At 69.3% G+C, this 14,301-nt stretch carries 13 protein-coding genes; 4 read left to right on the top strand and 9 right to left on the bottom strand.

Going from position 1 to position 14,301, the window contains the following annotated elements; genetic code table 11:
• Window positions 1–109 precede the first annotated feature (109 nt).
• From P3T39_RS23055 to dnaB, 3 genes are read right to left on the bottom strand one after another with little or no spacing between them, the layout of a single operon-like run.
• Window positions 110–631: a nuclear transport factor 2 family protein gene (locus P3T39_RS23055; protein WP_280700445.1), complete on the bottom strand. Its 522-nt coding sequence runs from the start codon at window positions 629–631 to the stop codon at window positions 110–112.
• A gap of 17 nt (window positions 632–648) precedes the next feature.
• Window positions 649–1,248: a class I SAM-dependent methyltransferase gene (locus tag P3T39_RS23050; RefSeq protein WP_280700443.1), complete on the bottom strand. Its 600-nt coding sequence runs from the start codon at window positions 1,246–1,248 to the stop codon at window positions 649–651.
• A 34-nt stretch (window positions 1,249–1,282) separates the two neighbouring features.
• Window positions 1,283–2,758, bottom strand: coding sequence for a replicative DNA helicase (gene dnaB, locus P3T39_RS23045; protein WP_280700481.1), 1,476 nt, complete (start codon window positions 2,756–2,758; stop codon window positions 1,283–1,285).
• A 584-nt stretch (window positions 2,759–3,342) separates the two neighbouring features.
• Here dnaB and P3T39_RS23040 point away from each other — a divergent pair.
• Complete coding sequence (locus tag P3T39_RS23040; protein ID WP_280700441.1) at window positions 3,343–4,668, top strand: MATE family efflux transporter; 1,326 nt, start codon at window positions 3,343–3,345, stop codon at window positions 4,666–4,668.
• A 166-nt stretch (window positions 4,669–4,834) separates the two neighbouring features.
• On the opposite strand, the gene rplI is transcribed toward P3T39_RS23040, so the two are convergent.
• The 4 genes from rplI to rpsF all read right to left on the bottom strand — a co-directional run bounded on the left by rplI (window position 4,835) and on the right by rpsF (window position 6,639).
• A complete protein-coding gene (gene rplI / locus P3T39_RS23035) occupies window positions 4,835–5,275 on the bottom strand; it encodes a 50S ribosomal protein L9 (protein WP_280700439.1) in 441 nt (146 codons plus the stop codon).
• A gap of 17 nt (window positions 5,276–5,292) precedes the next feature.
• The gene (gene rpsR / locus P3T39_RS23030) at window positions 5,293–5,529 is read right to left on the bottom strand and encodes a 30S ribosomal protein S18 (protein ID WP_030270170.1); all 237 of its coding nucleotides are present in this window, start codon (window positions 5,527–5,529) and stop codon (window positions 5,293–5,295) included.
• Between the two features lie 109 nt (window positions 5,530–5,638).
• The gene (locus tag P3T39_RS23025; protein ID WP_280700434.1) at window positions 5,639–6,244 is read right to left on the bottom strand and encodes a single-stranded DNA-binding protein; all 606 of its coding nucleotides are present in this window, start codon (window positions 6,242–6,244) and stop codon (window positions 5,639–5,641) included.
• A 104-nt stretch (window positions 6,245–6,348) separates the two neighbouring features.
• Window positions 6,349–6,639: a 30S ribosomal protein S6 gene (gene rpsF / locus P3T39_RS23020; protein WP_280700432.1), complete on the bottom strand. Its 291-nt coding sequence runs from the start codon at window positions 6,637–6,639 to the stop codon at window positions 6,349–6,351.
• 342 nt (window positions 6,640–6,981) lie between these two features.
• Between rpsF and P3T39_RS23015 the strand changes: the two genes are divergently transcribed.
• The 3 genes from P3T39_RS23015 (at window position 6,982) to P3T39_RS23005 (ending at window position 9,743) form a co-directional block, all read left to right on the top strand.
• On the top strand, window positions 6,982–7,290 hold the full coding sequence (locus P3T39_RS23015) for a hypothetical protein (protein ID WP_280700431.1): 309 nt from the start codon (window positions 6,982–6,984) through the stop codon (window positions 7,288–7,290).
• Window positions 7,291–7,491: 201 nt separating this feature from the next.
• Entirely contained in the window at window positions 7,492–8,610 is a 1,119-nt protein-coding gene (locus tag P3T39_RS23010) for a peptidoglycan bridge formation glycyltransferase FemA/FemB family protein (protein WP_280700429.1), read from the top strand.
• A gap of 65 nt (window positions 8,611–8,675) precedes the next feature.
• Window positions 8,676–9,743 (top strand): alanine racemase, encoded by a 1,068-nt coding sequence (locus tag P3T39_RS23005; RefSeq protein WP_280700425.1) that lies wholly within the window; start codon window positions 8,676–8,678, stop codon window positions 9,741–9,743.
• Here the strand turns inward: P3T39_RS23005 and P3T39_RS23000 are convergent.
• Together P3T39_RS23000 and P3T39_RS22995 are read right to left on the bottom strand one after the other, a co-directional pair.
• Window positions 9,740–11,332, bottom strand: coding sequence for a glycosyltransferase 87 family protein (locus P3T39_RS23000; protein ID WP_280700423.1), 1,593 nt, complete (start codon window positions 11,330–11,332; stop codon window positions 9,740–9,742). The two genes, P3T39_RS23005 and P3T39_RS23000, sit on opposite strands and share 4 nt — an antisense overlap.
• Window positions 11,333–11,441: 109 nt before the next feature.
• Window positions 11,442–14,066, bottom strand: coding sequence for a transglycosylase domain-containing protein (locus tag P3T39_RS22995; protein WP_280700419.1), 2,625 nt, complete (start codon window positions 14,064–14,066; stop codon window positions 11,442–11,444).
• Between the last annotated feature and the right edge of the window lie 235 nt (window positions 14,067–14,301).

The following is a 14,301-nucleotide window of genomic DNA, read 5'->3' as shown; positions in this document are numbered from 1 at the left end:
CGGACCCGACCGCCACGAGATCATGGAACCGAGTCCGTGTCGCGACACAGAAAGCCGGACAGTTGGGGGGAATCCCCTATCGAACGCCCTCTGAGACGCCCCGGGGCCGTCAGACGCCACGCACCCGGACCGGCGGTTCGCCCTTCGTCCAGACGACCTGCAAGGCGAGCAGATCGAACCGCCAGCCGTCCGCCGTCCGTACGGCCTCGCCGGACATCCGGCCCGCACTCTCGAAGGTGGCGCCGGGGGCCGGGCCGCGCTCCGCGTGCAGCCCGTCGACGAGGACGTGCAGGCAGAGCAGGTTGAACCGGAACGCGGCCCGGTCGCCCTGCACCGTGATCGTGTGGTTCGACCCGATGTGCACCGTGCGGTCGAACCTGCCCATCACCTCGGCGTGGTACTCCCCCAGCCCCGCCAGACCCTCCCGGCTACCCACCGGGAACACCAGCCGGACATCCTCCGCGAACAGCGAGCGGGCCCACTCCTCGTCGAAGACCCGTTCGTCCAGGCCCGCCAGGTAGCGGTCGATCAGCCTCGCGACGGCGTCGCGCTCCACGTACGTGCCCAACAGCTCACGCAGCATGGCGAGTTCGGTCGAGTCGGTGCCGGCCCGGTGGTTCGTCTTCGTCATGGATCAATCATGGAACTTCAAGCTGACTTCAGGTCAAGTACCAGGTGCGTCCACTCGACCTCGGCCCTGGCATGGCGGTCGCCCCGGCCACCGCGATGCGTCTCGGCCAGCCCGAACTCACCTGCCAGCACCGCTGTTTCGTCCCCCGACACGGCGAACATCCGCCGCCCCTGCGGCACCGGCCCGTGCCGGAGCAGCATCATCACCCGGCCGCCCGGCGCCAGCAGCGAGGCAATCCGCGCCATCGCGCGCCGGCGCTCCGAAGGATCGAGATGCATCCACACTGCGGTCAGCATGATCAGAGCGAACTCGCCTTCCACCGAGGAGAGTTCAGGGAGCGAATCGGCCAGCCAGGCGATCCCGCCCCCGGTGTGCACCCGCAACTCGACGGTCGGCTCCACCGCCAGCACCGAGTGCCCCCGGGAGGCCAGCGCCGCCGCGTCCCTCCCCGTGCCGGCCCCGACGTCCAGCACCCTGACGGGCGCCACCGGAAGCAGATGCAGGACCTGCTCGTGCACCTCCTCGAAGCCCACGCTCTCGTACTGCACCGCCAGTTGACCCGCCAGCTCGCGGTAACCGACCGCCCCGGCCGGACGCGGCCCCGTACCCGTATCCATGGCCCTACCCAAGCACGTGGACCGGTGCAACGACTCAGGTCACGTCGCGGGTCATGTCCACGAAGCGGGAGTAGTGGCCCTGGAAGGCGACCGTGATGGTGGCGGTGGGGCCGTTACGGTGCTTGGCGACGATGAGGTCGGCCTCGCCGGCCCGGGGGGACTCCTTCTCGTAGGCGTCCTCGCGGTGGAGCAGGATGACCATGTCGGCGTCCTGCTCGATGGAGCCGGATTCGCGGAGATCGGAGACCATCGGCTTCTTGTCCGTACGCTGCTCGGGGCCTCGGTTCAGCTGGGAGAGCGCGATGACCGGGAGCTCCAGCTCCTTGGCGAGGAGCTTGAGGTTTCGCGACATGTCGGAGACCTCCTGCTGGCGGCTCTCGGCGCGGCGGGAGCCGCCCGACTGCATCAGCTGGAGGTAGTCGATGACGACGAGCTTGAGCTCGTTGCGCTGCTTGAGGCGACGGCACTTGGCGCGGATCTCCATCATCGACAGGTTGGGCGAGTCGTCGATGAAGAGGGGGGCGTTGGTGACGTCGGGCATCCGGCGGGCGACCCGGGTCCAGTCGTCGTCGGTCATGTTGCCGGAGCGCATGTGGTGCAGGGCGACCCGGGCCTCGGCGGAGAGCAGGCGCATGGCGATCTCGTTGCGCCCCATTTCGAGCGAGAAGATCACGCTCGGCAGGTTGTTGTGGATCGAGCAGGCGCGGGCGAAGTCCAGCGCCAGGGTGGACTTACCCATCGCGGGACGGGCCGCGATGACGATCATCTGGCCGGGGTGCAGGCCATTGGTGAGCGCGTCCAGGTCGGCGAAGCCGGTGGGGACGCCGGACATCTGGCCGGCCCGGGAGCCGATCGCCTCGATCTCGTCGAGAGCGCCCTCCATGATGTCGGCGAGCGGGGCGTAGTCCTCGTTGGTGCGCTGCTCGGTGACGGCGTAGATCTCGGCCTGGGCAGCGTTGACGATCTCGTCCACATCGCCTTCGGCGGCGTAGCCCATGCCCGCGATACGGGTACCGGCCTCGACCAGGCGGCGCAGCACGGCGCGCTCGTGGACGATCTGAGCGTAGTACTCGGCGTTGGCGGCGGTCGGGACGGAGTTGACCAGCGTGTGCAGGTAGGAGGCACCGCCGACCCGGGTGAGCTCACCGCGCTTGGTGAGCTCACCGGCGACGGTGATCGGGTCTGCGGGCTCGCCCCTGGCGTAGAGGTCGAGGATGGCGCCGTGGACCAGTTCGTGGGCGGGCCGGTAGTAGTCGGCGGGCTTGAGCACCTCGACGACGTCGGCGATCGCGTCCTTGGAGAGCAGCATGCCGCCGAGGACGGACTGCTCGGCAGCCAGGTCCTGCGGAGGGACGCGTTCGAAGCCGTCCACGGCCGAACGGCCGTCGTCCGAGTCCTCGTCGCGCTTCTTCTTGCCGGCGAAGCCGCCCTTCTGGAACCCGCCCTTTCCGCCCTCACCGCGACTTCCGTCGCCGCGGCCGCCCTCGCCGTCGGCACGGCGGCGGGTCACCGGCAGCCGGTCGCCGGGGCCGTCCGGGAACGGGCCGTCCGCGAAGGAACCGGCGGGGAAGGCGTCGTCGGACGGCTGCCAGTCATCCTCCGGCGGGGGAGGAACGTCGTGGTCGTCGTACTGGGGGCCGGTCACGCGTGTTCCCCGATCAGCGAGTGGTGCGAGTGGAGCTGGCCTTGCCGATGGCGCACCCTCTTTCATACGCCACCGCGCCGACGAATCGGGCGCCGGGCAGGAGGTGTCGCTCGGGCGGCTGCGGCGGTCAGACAACCACGCTAAGGGGCCGGACGGCTATCCTCCAAGATGGTTATCCACAGGCTGTGTGGATGAACAGCCCATAGCTGTGGAGAACTCCCTCAAACCTGTGCACAACCCTGTGGACAGCACTGTGGATAACCACACCATCCCTCCAGCGTCAACGCGCTGACCTGCGATAACCCTTTCCACCGACTGTGCATGAGAAATTCTTCACACAGCTGGGCCACACCCCTGCCCGCCGACTCCGTGCGACCCTCGGCCAGGGCTTCAAGTAATAACCGAAGAGCCCTAGCACTACTTACCTGTGGATGAGTACCCTGGTCCCCATGACAACCGCCCCCAATCGCCGCCGGCACGACCGGGAGATCCTGGCCCTGGCCGTCCCGGCTTTCGGGGCGCTGGTCGCCGAACCGCTCTTCCTGATGGCTGACTCCGCCGTCGTCGGCCACCTCGGCACCGCGCAGCTGGCCGGCCTCGGCATCGCCTCGGCCGGGCTCACCACCGCCGCCGCGACCTTCGTCTTCCTCGCGTATGCGACCACCGCCGCAGTCTCCCGCCGAATAGGCGCCGGGGACCGCCGGGCCGCCATCCAGCAGGGTATCGACGGCATCTGGCTCGCCCTGCTGCTCTCGGTCGGCGTGGTCGCCCTCACCCTGCTGCTGGCCCCGACGGCGGCCAAGGTCCTCGGCGCCTCGCCGACCGCCCTCCCCTACGCCGTGACCTACCTGCGGATCAGCACCCTGGGGATACCCGCGATGCTGCTGGTGCTGGCGGCCACCGGCGTGCTGCGCGGCTTCCAGGACACCCGTACACCGCTGCTGGTGGCGGTCGGCGGCTTCAGCGCCAACCTGCTGCTCAACGTCTCTCTGGTGTACGGCGCCGGTCTCGGCGTGGCGGGCTCCGCCTGGGGCACCGTCCTGGCCCAGACCGCGATGGCCGCCGTGTACCTGCTGGTGGTGGTGCGCGGGGCCCGCCGCGAGGGCGCCGCGCTCCGCCCCGACCTGGCCGGTATCCGGGCCTCCGCCAGGGCCGGCGGCCCGTTGGTGGTCCGGACGATGAGCCTGCGCGGGGTCCTGCTGATCGCCACCGCCGTGGCGGCCCGGCTCGGGGACACCGAGGTCGCGGCACACCAGATCGCCATGACGCTCTGGGGCTTCCTCGCCTTCGCCCTGGACGCCATCGCCATCGCCGGTCAGGCGATCATCGGCCGCTGCCTGGGCGCCGGAGACGTCCCCGGGACCAGGGCTGCCACCCGCCGGATGGTCGAGTGGGGCATCGGCGCGGGCGTGGTCCTCGGCCTGCTGGTGGTACTGACCCGGCCGCTGTACGTGCCGCTGTTCACCCCCGACCCGGCCGTGCAGCAGCAGCTCTCGGACGTCCTGCTGCTGGCCGCCCTCACCCAGCCGGTGGGCGGGCTGGTCTTCGTTCTGGACGGCGTGCTGATGGGCGCCGGGGACGGGCCCTACCTGGCCTGGGCGGCGCTGGGCACCCTCGCGGTCTTCGCCCCGGCCGCCGTGGCGGTGACCGCGTTCGGCGGCGGGCTGATGGCGCTGTGGTGGGCGATGAACCTCTTCATGCTGGTCAGGGCGGCCTTCCTGGCTCTGCGGGCCCGAGGCGGCCACTGGCTGGTCACCGGCGCCGTCCGGGCCTGAGACCCTGCTGCGAACGAGAGCCGCGCGGCGCCTCACGGGCAGGCGTACGGCCGGTCACGGGCCCGGGAGCGGATCCGCGCCCAGCAACGACCGAGGGCCGGTCTCCCCTGGGGGAGACCGGCCCTCGGCCACACAGCTAGGCCCTGGCGGACCACTGCGGCTGAGCTCAGGCGACGACGACGTCGATGTTCGCCTGGACGTCGGCGTGCAGCTTGACCGAGACCTTGTGGGTGCCCACGGTCTTGATCGGCGAGGCGATCGCGACGGCGCGCTTGTCCACAACCGGGCCGCCGGCAGCCTTGACGGCCGCAACGACGTCGGCCTGGGTCACCGAGCCGAACAGGCGGCCGGCGTCGCCGGAGCGAACGGCCAGCTTGACCTGCAGGCCCTCGAGCTGACCCTTGACCACGTTGGCGGCCTCGAGGGTCTGGATCTCGTGGATCTTGCGGGCGCGACGGATCGCGTCCACGTCCTTCTGGCCGCCCTTGGTCCAGCGGATGGCGAAGCCACGCGGGACCAGGTAGTTGCGGGCGTAGCCGTCCTTGACCTCGACGATCTCGCCGGCGCTGCCGAGGCCGGGGACCTCGTGAGTGAGGATGATCTTCATTCTTTGGTCACCCTCTCTTAGCGCGTGGTGGAGGTGTAGGGCAGCAGCGCCATCTCACGGCTGTTCTTCACGGCCGTGGCGACGTCACGCTGGTGCTGGGTGCAGTTGCCGGTGACCCGGCGGGCACGGATCTTGCCGCGGTCGGAGATGAACTTCCGCAGCAGGTTCGTGTCCTTGTAGTCAACGTAGTTGACCTTGTCCTTGCAGAAGACGCAAACCTTCTTCTTGGGCTTGCGAGCAGGCGGCTTCGCCATCATGTGCTCCATTTGGGTTGACGATCCACAGGTGCCTGGCACCCGCGGACCGCACGAAATCTCTCAGCATGCCAAGGCCCGCTCAGGGAGAGGGCCCGGCGCGCACCGCTTAGAAAGGAGGCTCTTCCGAGTAGCCGCCACCGGCCGGGGCACCCCAGCCGCCGCTACCCTGGTTGCCACCAGAGGGAGCGCTGGACGCCCACGGGTCGTCGGACGGACCGGACTGGCCGCCGGAGTTTCCACCCCAGTTGCCGCCCTGCTGGCCGCCGCCGCCCCAACCACCGGCGGGGGCGCCGCCACCCTGCTGGCCGCCGCCGCCGAAGCCGCCGCCACCGCCCGGCCCACCGGACCGGTTGGCACGGGTGACCTTGGCGGTCGCCGAACGCAGGCTCGGGCCGACCTCGTCGACCTCGACCTCGAAGACCGTCCGCTTCTCGCCTTCCTTGGTCTCGTAAGACCGCTGGCGCAGTCGGCCCTGCACGATCACGCGCATGCCGCGCTGCAGCGACTCGGCCACGTTCTCCGCCGGCTGACGCCAGACGTTGCACGTGAGGAAGAGGCTCTCGCCGTCCTTCCACTCGTTGGTCTGACGGTCGAAGGTGCGCGGGGTGGACGCGATACGGAACTTCGCGACCGCCGCACCCGACGGGGTGAAGCGCAGCTCGGGGTCGTCGACGAGATTGCCGACGAGGGTGATGACGGTCTCGCCTGCCATGGTGGTGATGACCTCTCGGAAAGAAGTTCTGCGGTGCTCGCCGTGCTGTTTCACGTGAAACAGCCGACGCGAGTCACCCGACGCCCGAAGGCATCAGGGACGACTCAGTGGGTGTCCGGGCGCAGGACCTTGGTCCGCAGAACCGACTCGCTCAGGCTGAGCTGGCGGTCGAGCTCCTTGACGACCTCAGGCGTGGCCTTCAGGTCGATGACCGAGTAGATGCCCTCGGACTGCTTGTTGATCTCGTAAGCCAGACGGCGACGACCCCAGGTGTCGACCTTCTCCACGTTGCCGCCACCCTGGCGGACGACGTTGAGGAAGTTCTCGATCAGGGGGGAGACAGCGCGCTCCTCGACCGAGGGGTCGAGGATGACCATCACCTCGTAGTGACGCATGAGTAACCCACCTCCTTTGGACTCAACGGCCACGGTCTCTCCGTGGCAGGAGGGTTGTGCAGCGTCGCACCGGTGCTGCGACGACTTACCGGCAACCGTAGCGGCCGGGACCGACAATCGGGCTCCCCGACCCGGTGAAGGGCAGACGGGGGCACAACTACACCAGTGCAGACCGCACAGCCTACCCGCACCCGTACGGCCGAACAAAATGCATACCGGTTGTGGTTCTGCGCGTAACAGCGGGAATCTGTACAGAACGGGTGCGCAGCCGTCCGTGCGCCGCCCGCGTGAGTGCCCCAGCGCAATCGTCCCGACTGTGTCCTCCTCCAGGAGGTGGGTCCTATGGCACAGACCATCCGCCGATTCCCGCAGTTCACTCTCAACACCGACGGCAACCCGCACCCGCGGGAGAACACCCTTGTCGGCATCGCCGCGGTGCTCGGCCTGATCGCCGTCGTCAGCGCCTTCTTCCCCAGCCTGCACCTGCTCAGCTCGTGGGCCGGCCTGTTCGGCATCATCGCGGGGCTCTGGGGCCAGTTCGTGTCGGTGACCACGGCCGAACGCTTCGTCCTGATGATCGCGCTCGGCATGGCCGCGCTCGGCTTCTACCTCGGGATCGCCCACGGTGGGCTCTACGGGGGCTTGTGGTGACGGACTCGCTCTGATCGTCCTGCGCAAAGCCGCACAGGGCGCGTAACCTCCGGCGTCCTCCCGCGTACATACCTGTGCACAGGTTCGCGGAGAGGGCGCCTTTTTCTCGGCCCGCGCCACCGGACCCGACCTACCCGAAACGGACCATTCGGGCGATAGGGTCAAGCCCGGACCCGGCCGACCGAGGAGGAGCACCCCAGCATGACTCTGCGCCTGAGGACGATCACCCGCGACGAGCACCTGGCGTTCATCAGGACCCGCCCGTCGGCCAGCCACATGCAGGTGCCCTCCTGGGGTCAGGTGAAGGCCGAGTGGCGCACCGAGAGCATCGGCTGGTTCGACGACAGCGGTGAACTGGTCGGCGCGGGCCTGGTGCTCTACCGCCAGCTGCCGAAGCTCAAGCGCTACCTCGCCTACCTGCCCGAGGGTCCGGTGATCGACTGGTTCGACCGCGACCTGGAGCAGTGGCTGGCGCCGATGCTCGCCCACCTCAAGTCGCAGGGCGCCTTCTCGGTGAAGATGGGCCCGCCGGTGGTGATCCGCCGCTGGGACGCCCTCACCATCAAGGAGGCGATCGCCGGCAAGCACGCCAAGCGGCTGCGCGACATCGAGCCCGACTGGTACGAGGCGCGTGCCTTCGAGGTGGCCGACCGCCTGCGCAGGAGCGGCTGGCTGCAGGGCGACGACGCCGGTGCGGGCTTCGGCGACGTCCAGCCCAGGTACGTCTTCCAGGTGCCGTTGGCCAACCGCTCGCTGGACGACGTCCAGCGGGGCTTCAACCAGCTCTGGCGCCGGAACATCAAGAAGGCCGAGAAGAGCGGCGTCGAGGTGGTCCAGGGCGGCTACGACGACCTGGCGGTCTTCCACCAGCTGTACCTGGTCACGGCGGAGCGCGACCGCTTCACCCCGCGCCCGCTCGGCTACTTCCAGCGGATGTGGCACGCGCTGGCCGCCGAGGACCCGGACCGGATGCGCCTCTACATCGCCTACCACGAGGGCGAGCCGCTGGCCGCGACCACCATGCTCACCGTCGGGGAGCACGTCTGGTACTCCTACGGCGCCTCGGCCGACCACAAGCGCGAGGTCAAGCCGTCCAACGCGATCCAGTGGCGGATGATGCGGGACGCCTACGCGCTCGGCGCGAGCGTCTACGACCTGCGCGGCATCAGCGACACCCTCGACGAGGACGACCCTCTCTTCGGGCTGATCCAGTTCAAGGTGGGCACCGGCGGCCAGGCCGCCGAGTACCTGGGCGAGTGGGACTTCCCGCTCAACAAGCTGCTGCACAAGGCGCTCGACCTCTACATGTCGCGCCGCTGAGCAGATGTCGCGCCGCTGAGCCGCCGCGACCCGAGCCATCGTCACCAACCACGGGGAGAGATCCGATGACCCTGTCGCTGTATGTGGACACCGCGCGCTGGCGCGCACACCAGCAGTCGGTGCTGGCGGAGTTCCCCGGGCTGGTGCCGGTCGCCAAGGGCAACGGCTACGGGTTCGGCAACGAGCGCCTGGCAGCGGAGACCGCCCGTCTCGGCACCGGCATCCTGGCCGTGGGCACGGCGGTCGAGGCGGCCGCACTGCTCGACCGGTACGAGGGCGAGCTGCTGGTCCTCACCCCGTACCGGATCGGCGAGGAAGGCCCGGCGCTGCCTCCGAGCCGGGTGATCCGCACGGTCGCCCACGCGGATGCGCTGCGGGCACTGCCGATGGGCTCCCGAGTGGTGGTGGAGTGCATGACCAGCATGCGCAGACACGGCATCTCACCGGCCGACCTCGGCCGGCTGGCGGTGGACGGCGTCCGGTCGGAGGCCAGGACCAGGATCGAGGGGTGGGCGCTGCATCTGCCCCTGAACCGGCCGGACGGCTCCGACCCGGTGGACGAGGTCGCCCGCTGGGTGAACGCGATCGGTGCCGCCGGTCTGCCCACCGACACCGTCTTCCTGAGCCACCTGGGCTCGGCCGACCTGGCACAGCTGGCCCGGCAGTTCCCCGCCGGCGCCTTCCGCTCGCGGATCGGCACCCGGCTCTGGCTGGGCGAGGTCGATGCCCTCCAGGCCCGCGCCACCGTTCTGGACGTCACCCCGATCGCCCGCGGCGAGCGGTACGGCTACCGCCAGCACAAGGCGCCCTCGGACGGCCATCTGCTGGTGGTCACCGGCGGGACCGCGCACGGTGTCGGCCTGGAGGCGCCCAGGTACGTCCAGGGCGTGCTGCCCCGGGCCAAGAGCCTGGCCAGAGCCGGGCTCGCCACCGTCAACCGGACGCTCTCGCCGTACGCATGGAACAGCAAGCAGCTCTGGTTCGCGGAACCGCCGCACATGCAGGTGAGCATCCTCTTCCTGCCGGGCGGCCCGCAGGCCCAGGAGGGCGGCAAGGCGCCCGCACTGGGCGACGAGCTCAGCCTGAACGTCCGGCACACCACGACCCACTTCGACCGGGTCGCCGACCGCTAGCGCTCCGTCGAGTCCCTCCGGACTGCTTCCTTCTGGGCGGCGGGGTCCCTGCGGACAATCGGTTCCTGCTCGGCGAGCCAGTCGGCCCCAGCGGTCGGGGCGTACGCCGCGTAGCTCTCCTCCTCGCGCAACCGCCGCGCCGTTCCCAGGACGAAGACGTCCGGAGCGTGGTCCAGCACACCGCCCGACGGGTCGTCACTGCCGTCCCAGCGGACCGGGTCGCGCTCGGGCCGCAGGATGTCGCGGATCACCATCGCGCAGAGGTAGAGCGTGCCGAGCAGGTGCAGCACGACGGCGAAGTGGTACCAGTCCTGGCCGATGCCGTGCTGCTTGGAGTCACCGACGTAGGCGATGTAGGACCAGACGCCGAGGAAGTAGAGCGCCTCGCACGCCTGCCAGATCAGGAAGTCCCGCCAGCGCGGCCGGGCCAGCGCGGCGAGCGGGATCAGCCAGAGCACGTACTGCGGCGAGTACACCTTGTTGGTGAGCACGAAGGCGGCCACCACCAGGAAGACCAGCTGGGCGAAGCGCGGTCGGCGCGGGGCGGACAGCGCCAGCCAGCCGATGCCCAGACAGCAGGCGATCAGCAGCACCGCGATCCAGGTGTTCAGGGTCTCCAGTTGAGCGCCCCGGTCCTGCATCAGGATCAGCCAGAACGATCCGTAGTCCTCCTTGCGGGTCTGGCTGAAGGTGTAGAAGGTCGCCCAGCCCTTCCAGTTCGCCAGCATGATCGGCAGGTCGACCACCAGCCAGGCGGCCGCGGCGGCGCCCGCCGCCTGTCCGAAGGCCCGCCAGCGGCCGGCCCGCCAGCAGAGCACCAGCAGCGCACCGAGCAGCAGCACGGGGTAGAGCTTGGCAGCGGTGGCCAGACCGATGAGGACACCGGCCAGAACCGGTCGGCGGCCCGACCAGTACGCCATCGCGACGGCGGTCAGGGCGACGGCGAGCAGGTCCCAGTTGATGGTGGAGTCCAGTGCCAGGCACGGAGCGAGCGCGAACAGCAGCGCGTCCCAGGGACGACGGCGGTGGGTCCGGGAGAGGGCCACCGCGACGACCACCGCGCAGAGCAGCAGCATTCCCGCGTTGACCATCCAGAACCACTGCTCGCGGGTGTCGATCGCGCCGCCGGTGGGGGTCAACCAGGCGGCGATCTGCATGAAGAGCCCGGTGAGCACCGGGTACTCCAGGTACTGCATGTCCGGTGAGGGCTGCGGCAGCTGATCCAGATACGGATGCAGCCCGGTCGAGAAGCCGCGCGCGGTGAACAGGTGCGGGATGTCGCTGTAGCAGGCGTGGGTGTACTGGGCGGTGGCGCCGCGGAACCAGCCGCCGTCGTAGCAGGGCAGCTTCTGCACCATGCCGAGCACATAGACGACGATCACCACCAGCACCAGGAAGCGGGCCGGGATCCACCAGTTGACGCCGAGCAGGGCTCGCCGTCCGGGCGGACCGCCGAGCACCTCGCTGCCTGCGGCCGCGACCGGGTCCTCGTCCGCCGGGACGACCACGGTGTTCGGCAGCGGCCCCTCGGCAGGGGCGGGCGCGGGGCCGGAGGTCTCGTCACGCGTGCTCGACGTCATGGCGGACATGATGCCGCACCACTCCGATGGCGACGACGTACCCCGCTGAATACGCCGGTGGCGGCCGGCCGAGGATCGAGGTCCTCGGCCGGCCGCCACCGGTCGGTTCCACCCGGGGTCAGTTCCCCGGTACCGAGTTGCCCCCGGCATCGGTCGCGCTGGAGCTGGTGCTCGGTGACGTACTCGGCCTGCCCGGGCGGCTCCTGCTGTGCGAGGGCGAGGGCGAGCTGCCGCAGAGCGGGTCGAAGAACCCACAGCCCTGGGTGGTGCTCGGCGAGGTGGTCGGGTCCGGCGAGTGGGTCGGCGGCGTGCTGCTCGGGCTCTGCGTGCTGCTCGGGCTCGGCGACGGGCTCGTGGACGGGACGGCCGGGGGGGCCGCCGAAGCCGTGGACGGGGCGCCCGAGGCGTCGACCTCCTGGCCGGTGCTGTCCGAGGTCGGGAAGTCCATCGCCTTCTGGTCCGCCAGCGCGTCCTTCATGTAGCGGGTGAAGATCTCGGTCGGGAAGTCACCACCGTGGATGGACGTCTGCCCGGCGGTGCCGTCCAGCGTGAGCAGCTTCGGCACACCCGGCTCCTCGCGCCACATACCGACCGAGGTGGCCAGCTGCGGGGTGTAGCCGACCCACCAGGCCGAGGTACCGGCGTCGGTGGTACCGGTCTTGCCGGCCACCGGGCGGCCCAGGTCCTTGGTGCCCTTCTTACCGGTACCGTTCTCCGCCACGTTCTGCAGCACGTCGGTGATGTTGTCGGCGACGGCCTGGTCCAGCACCGACTTGGCCGCGGACTTCGGACGGTTGAAGGCGGGCTTCTCATTGCCCTCGAAGACCACCTTGGTCACCGAGTACGGGTCGACCTGCTGACCGCGGGCGGCGAAGACCGAGTACGCGGACGCCATCCGGATCGCGCTCGGGGTCGAGGTACCCAGCGGGAAGGTCAGGGAGGAGGACGGTGCCAGGCTCTCCTTGCGCAGACCCAGGGCGATCGCCATCTTCTCGGAGTTGCTGCCGCCCACGTCCTGGCCCAGCTGCACGAACGGCACGTTGTAGGAGTTGCGCATGGCCTCCTTCAGCGTGACGTAGCCGGGCTTGCCCGGGTCGTCGTTCCGCTGGTGGTAGGGCTGTCCGTTGTCACCGATCGCGGGTGAGCCGTCCGGCTTGTAGATCTGGCTCATGTTGTCGGCGAGATAGCGGCTGTCGGTACTGATCCTGACCGGCTTGCCGTCGTCACCGGTCTTGGTGAGAACGCCGTACTGCATCGCGGTGGCCAGGACGAAGGGCTTGAAGGTCGAACCGACCGGGATACCGCTGGTGTCGGCGTTGTCGGTGTAGTGGCCCTTCTCCACGCCGTCGCCACCGTAGATCGCCACGATCGCGCCGTCGCCCGGGACCACCGAGGCCGCGCCGACCTGGACGAACTTGTCGGTCCCCGGCCGCTTCTTCTCGTCGAGGGTCTCCGCCTTGACGTCCTCCACGGCCTTCTTCAGCTCCGCCACCTTGTCCTTCTGGAAGGTGGTGTAGATCTGGTAGCCGCCCCTGTCGATGTTGGCCTGGGTGATCGACGGATCCTTGGCCACCAGGAACTTGTCGGCGAGGTCGACCAGGTAGCTGACCTCTCCGTTCATGTTGGCCGGGGCCTTCTTGTCGATCGGCTTCGGGAAGGTGGCTCCGCACTTGTCCCGGTCCGCCTGAGTGATCGACTTGGTGATGACCATCCGGCCCAGGATCCAGGTCCAGCGATCCTGCATGTTCTTCCGGTTGGACTCGCTGAGAGTCGGGTCGAAGTAGGTCGCGCCCTTGAGCAGACCGGCCAGCATCGCGCTCTGGCAGATGTCGAGGTTCTTGGCGTCCACCCCGTAGTACGCCTGCGCGGCGGCCTGGATACCGGTGGCGCCCCGTCCGAACCAGCTGGTGTTCAGGTAGCCGGTGAGGATTTCCGGCTTGCCCTTCTCCTGATTGATCTTCAGGGTGATGAAGAGCTCCTTGACCTTACGGGTCACCGTCTGGTCCTGGCTCAGGTAGGCGTTCTTCACGTACTGCTGGGTGATGGTCGAACCGCCCTGGGTCTGACCGCCGCTGGCCATGTTGTAGACGGCGCGGGCCATGCCCTTGGGGTCGATGCCGCTGTCGCTCCAGAAGCTCTCGTTCTCGGCGGCGACCACGGCCTTCTGGGCGGGCTCGCTGATGTCCTTGAGCTCGACGAGCTGACGGTTCGTCGTACCCTTGCGGGTCATCTCCGAGCCGTCGGCCCAGTAGTAGATGTTGTTCTGCTCCTGCAGCAGCTTGTTGGGGTCGGGGATCGGCGTCATCTGGTACGCGACCCCGACCGCAGCCACCCCGCCGCCGAAGAGGATCAGGAAAGTCGTCAGGATCAGCTTCCAGGAGGGCAGCCAGCGACGGATCCCGGACTTGCCGAACCGGGGGTAGTCGATGAAGCGCCTTCTGCCTCCGCCGCCCTTGCCGTCGCCCTTTCCTCCGCCGCCCTTGCCACCGCCACCGCCGCGCCCGGCCGGCGGGCCCGACTCGGCACTGCGGGCGGCACTGCCCTTGGCGCTCTTCTGGGACTGCTTGCGCATCTCGGCCCTGGTCATCCGGGGCTGCTGAGCCGTCTCCCGGACACCGGTGGGCCGGTCGTACGACGGCGCACCGTCAGGCGGCGTGCCGTACGCATAAGGGCGCGCACCACCCGCCCGACCGCCCTGAGGCTGTTCACCGCCCGGATTGGGCCTACGCCGGTGTTCGCTCATCTTCCAGCAACTCCTCGGTCAGACCGCTCCGGGCCTGAAGGCAGGGTTCACTTCCGATGCCCGATACCGCCTTACACCCCGGAGGTGGTCCTCGTGCACACGCGACAGCGTACGCACCCGTAAACACCCCCTAAACGGGCATCAGCTGACAAGAGGTACAAAACACCGCCAGATCATTACATGCCCGTTGCCAAGCCGGTCTTGCGCACCGTGGCTCCGGTGGGTCCTGAGGGAG

It is taken from the genome of Kitasatospora sp. GP82 (genome assembly GCF_029892105.1).
Lineage (GTDB): Bacteria > Actinomycetota > Actinomycetes > Streptomycetales > Streptomycetaceae > Kitasatospora.
This window is presented reverse-complemented; position numbering and strand designations above follow the sequence as displayed.

Bases quoted from the DNA above. Each gene is read 5' to 3' on its own strand.
- P3T39_RS23055 (WP_280700445.1), bottom strand. From the start codon at position 631: ATGACGAAGACGAACCACCGGGCCGGCACCGACTCGACCGAACTCGCC.
- P3T39_RS23040 (WP_280700441.1), top strand. From the start codon at position 3,343: ATGACAACCGCCCCCAATCGCCGCCGGCACGACCGGGAGATCCTGGCC.
- P3T39_RS23000 (WP_280700423.1), bottom strand. From the start codon at position 11,332: ATGTCCGCCATGACGTCGAGCACGCGTGACGAGACCTCCGGCCCCGCG.
- P3T39_RS23010 (WP_280700429.1), top strand. From the start codon at position 7,492: ATGACTCTGCGCCTGAGGACGATCACCCGCGACGAGCACCTGGCGTTC.
- P3T39_RS22995 (WP_280700419.1), bottom strand. From the start codon at position 14,066: ATGAGCGAACACCGGCGTAGGCCCAATCCGGGCGGTGAACAGCCTCAG.
- rpsF (WP_280700432.1), bottom strand. From the start codon at position 6,639: ATGCGTCACTACGAGGTGATGGTCATCCTCGACCCCTCGGTCGAGGAG.
- P3T39_RS23015 (WP_280700431.1), top strand. From the start codon at position 6,982: ATGGCACAGACCATCCGCCGATTCCCGCAGTTCACTCTCAACACCGAC.
- P3T39_RS23005 (WP_280700425.1), top strand. From the start codon at position 8,676: ATGACCCTGTCGCTGTATGTGGACACCGCGCGCTGGCGCGCACACCAG.
- P3T39_RS23025 (WP_280700434.1), bottom strand. From the start codon at position 6,244: ATGGCAGGCGAGACCGTCATCACCCTCGTCGGCAATCTCGTCGACGAC.
- rpsR (WP_030270170.1), bottom strand. From the start codon at position 5,529: ATGGCGAAGCCGCCTGCTCGCAAGCCCAAGAAGAAGGTTTGCGTCTTC.
- P3T39_RS23050 (WP_280700443.1), bottom strand. From the start codon at position 1,248: ATGGATACGGGTACGGGGCCGCGTCCGGCCGGGGCGGTCGGTTACCGC.
- rplI (WP_280700439.1), bottom strand. From the start codon at position 5,275: ATGAAGATCATCCTCACTCACGAGGTCCCCGGCCTCGGCAGCGCCGGC.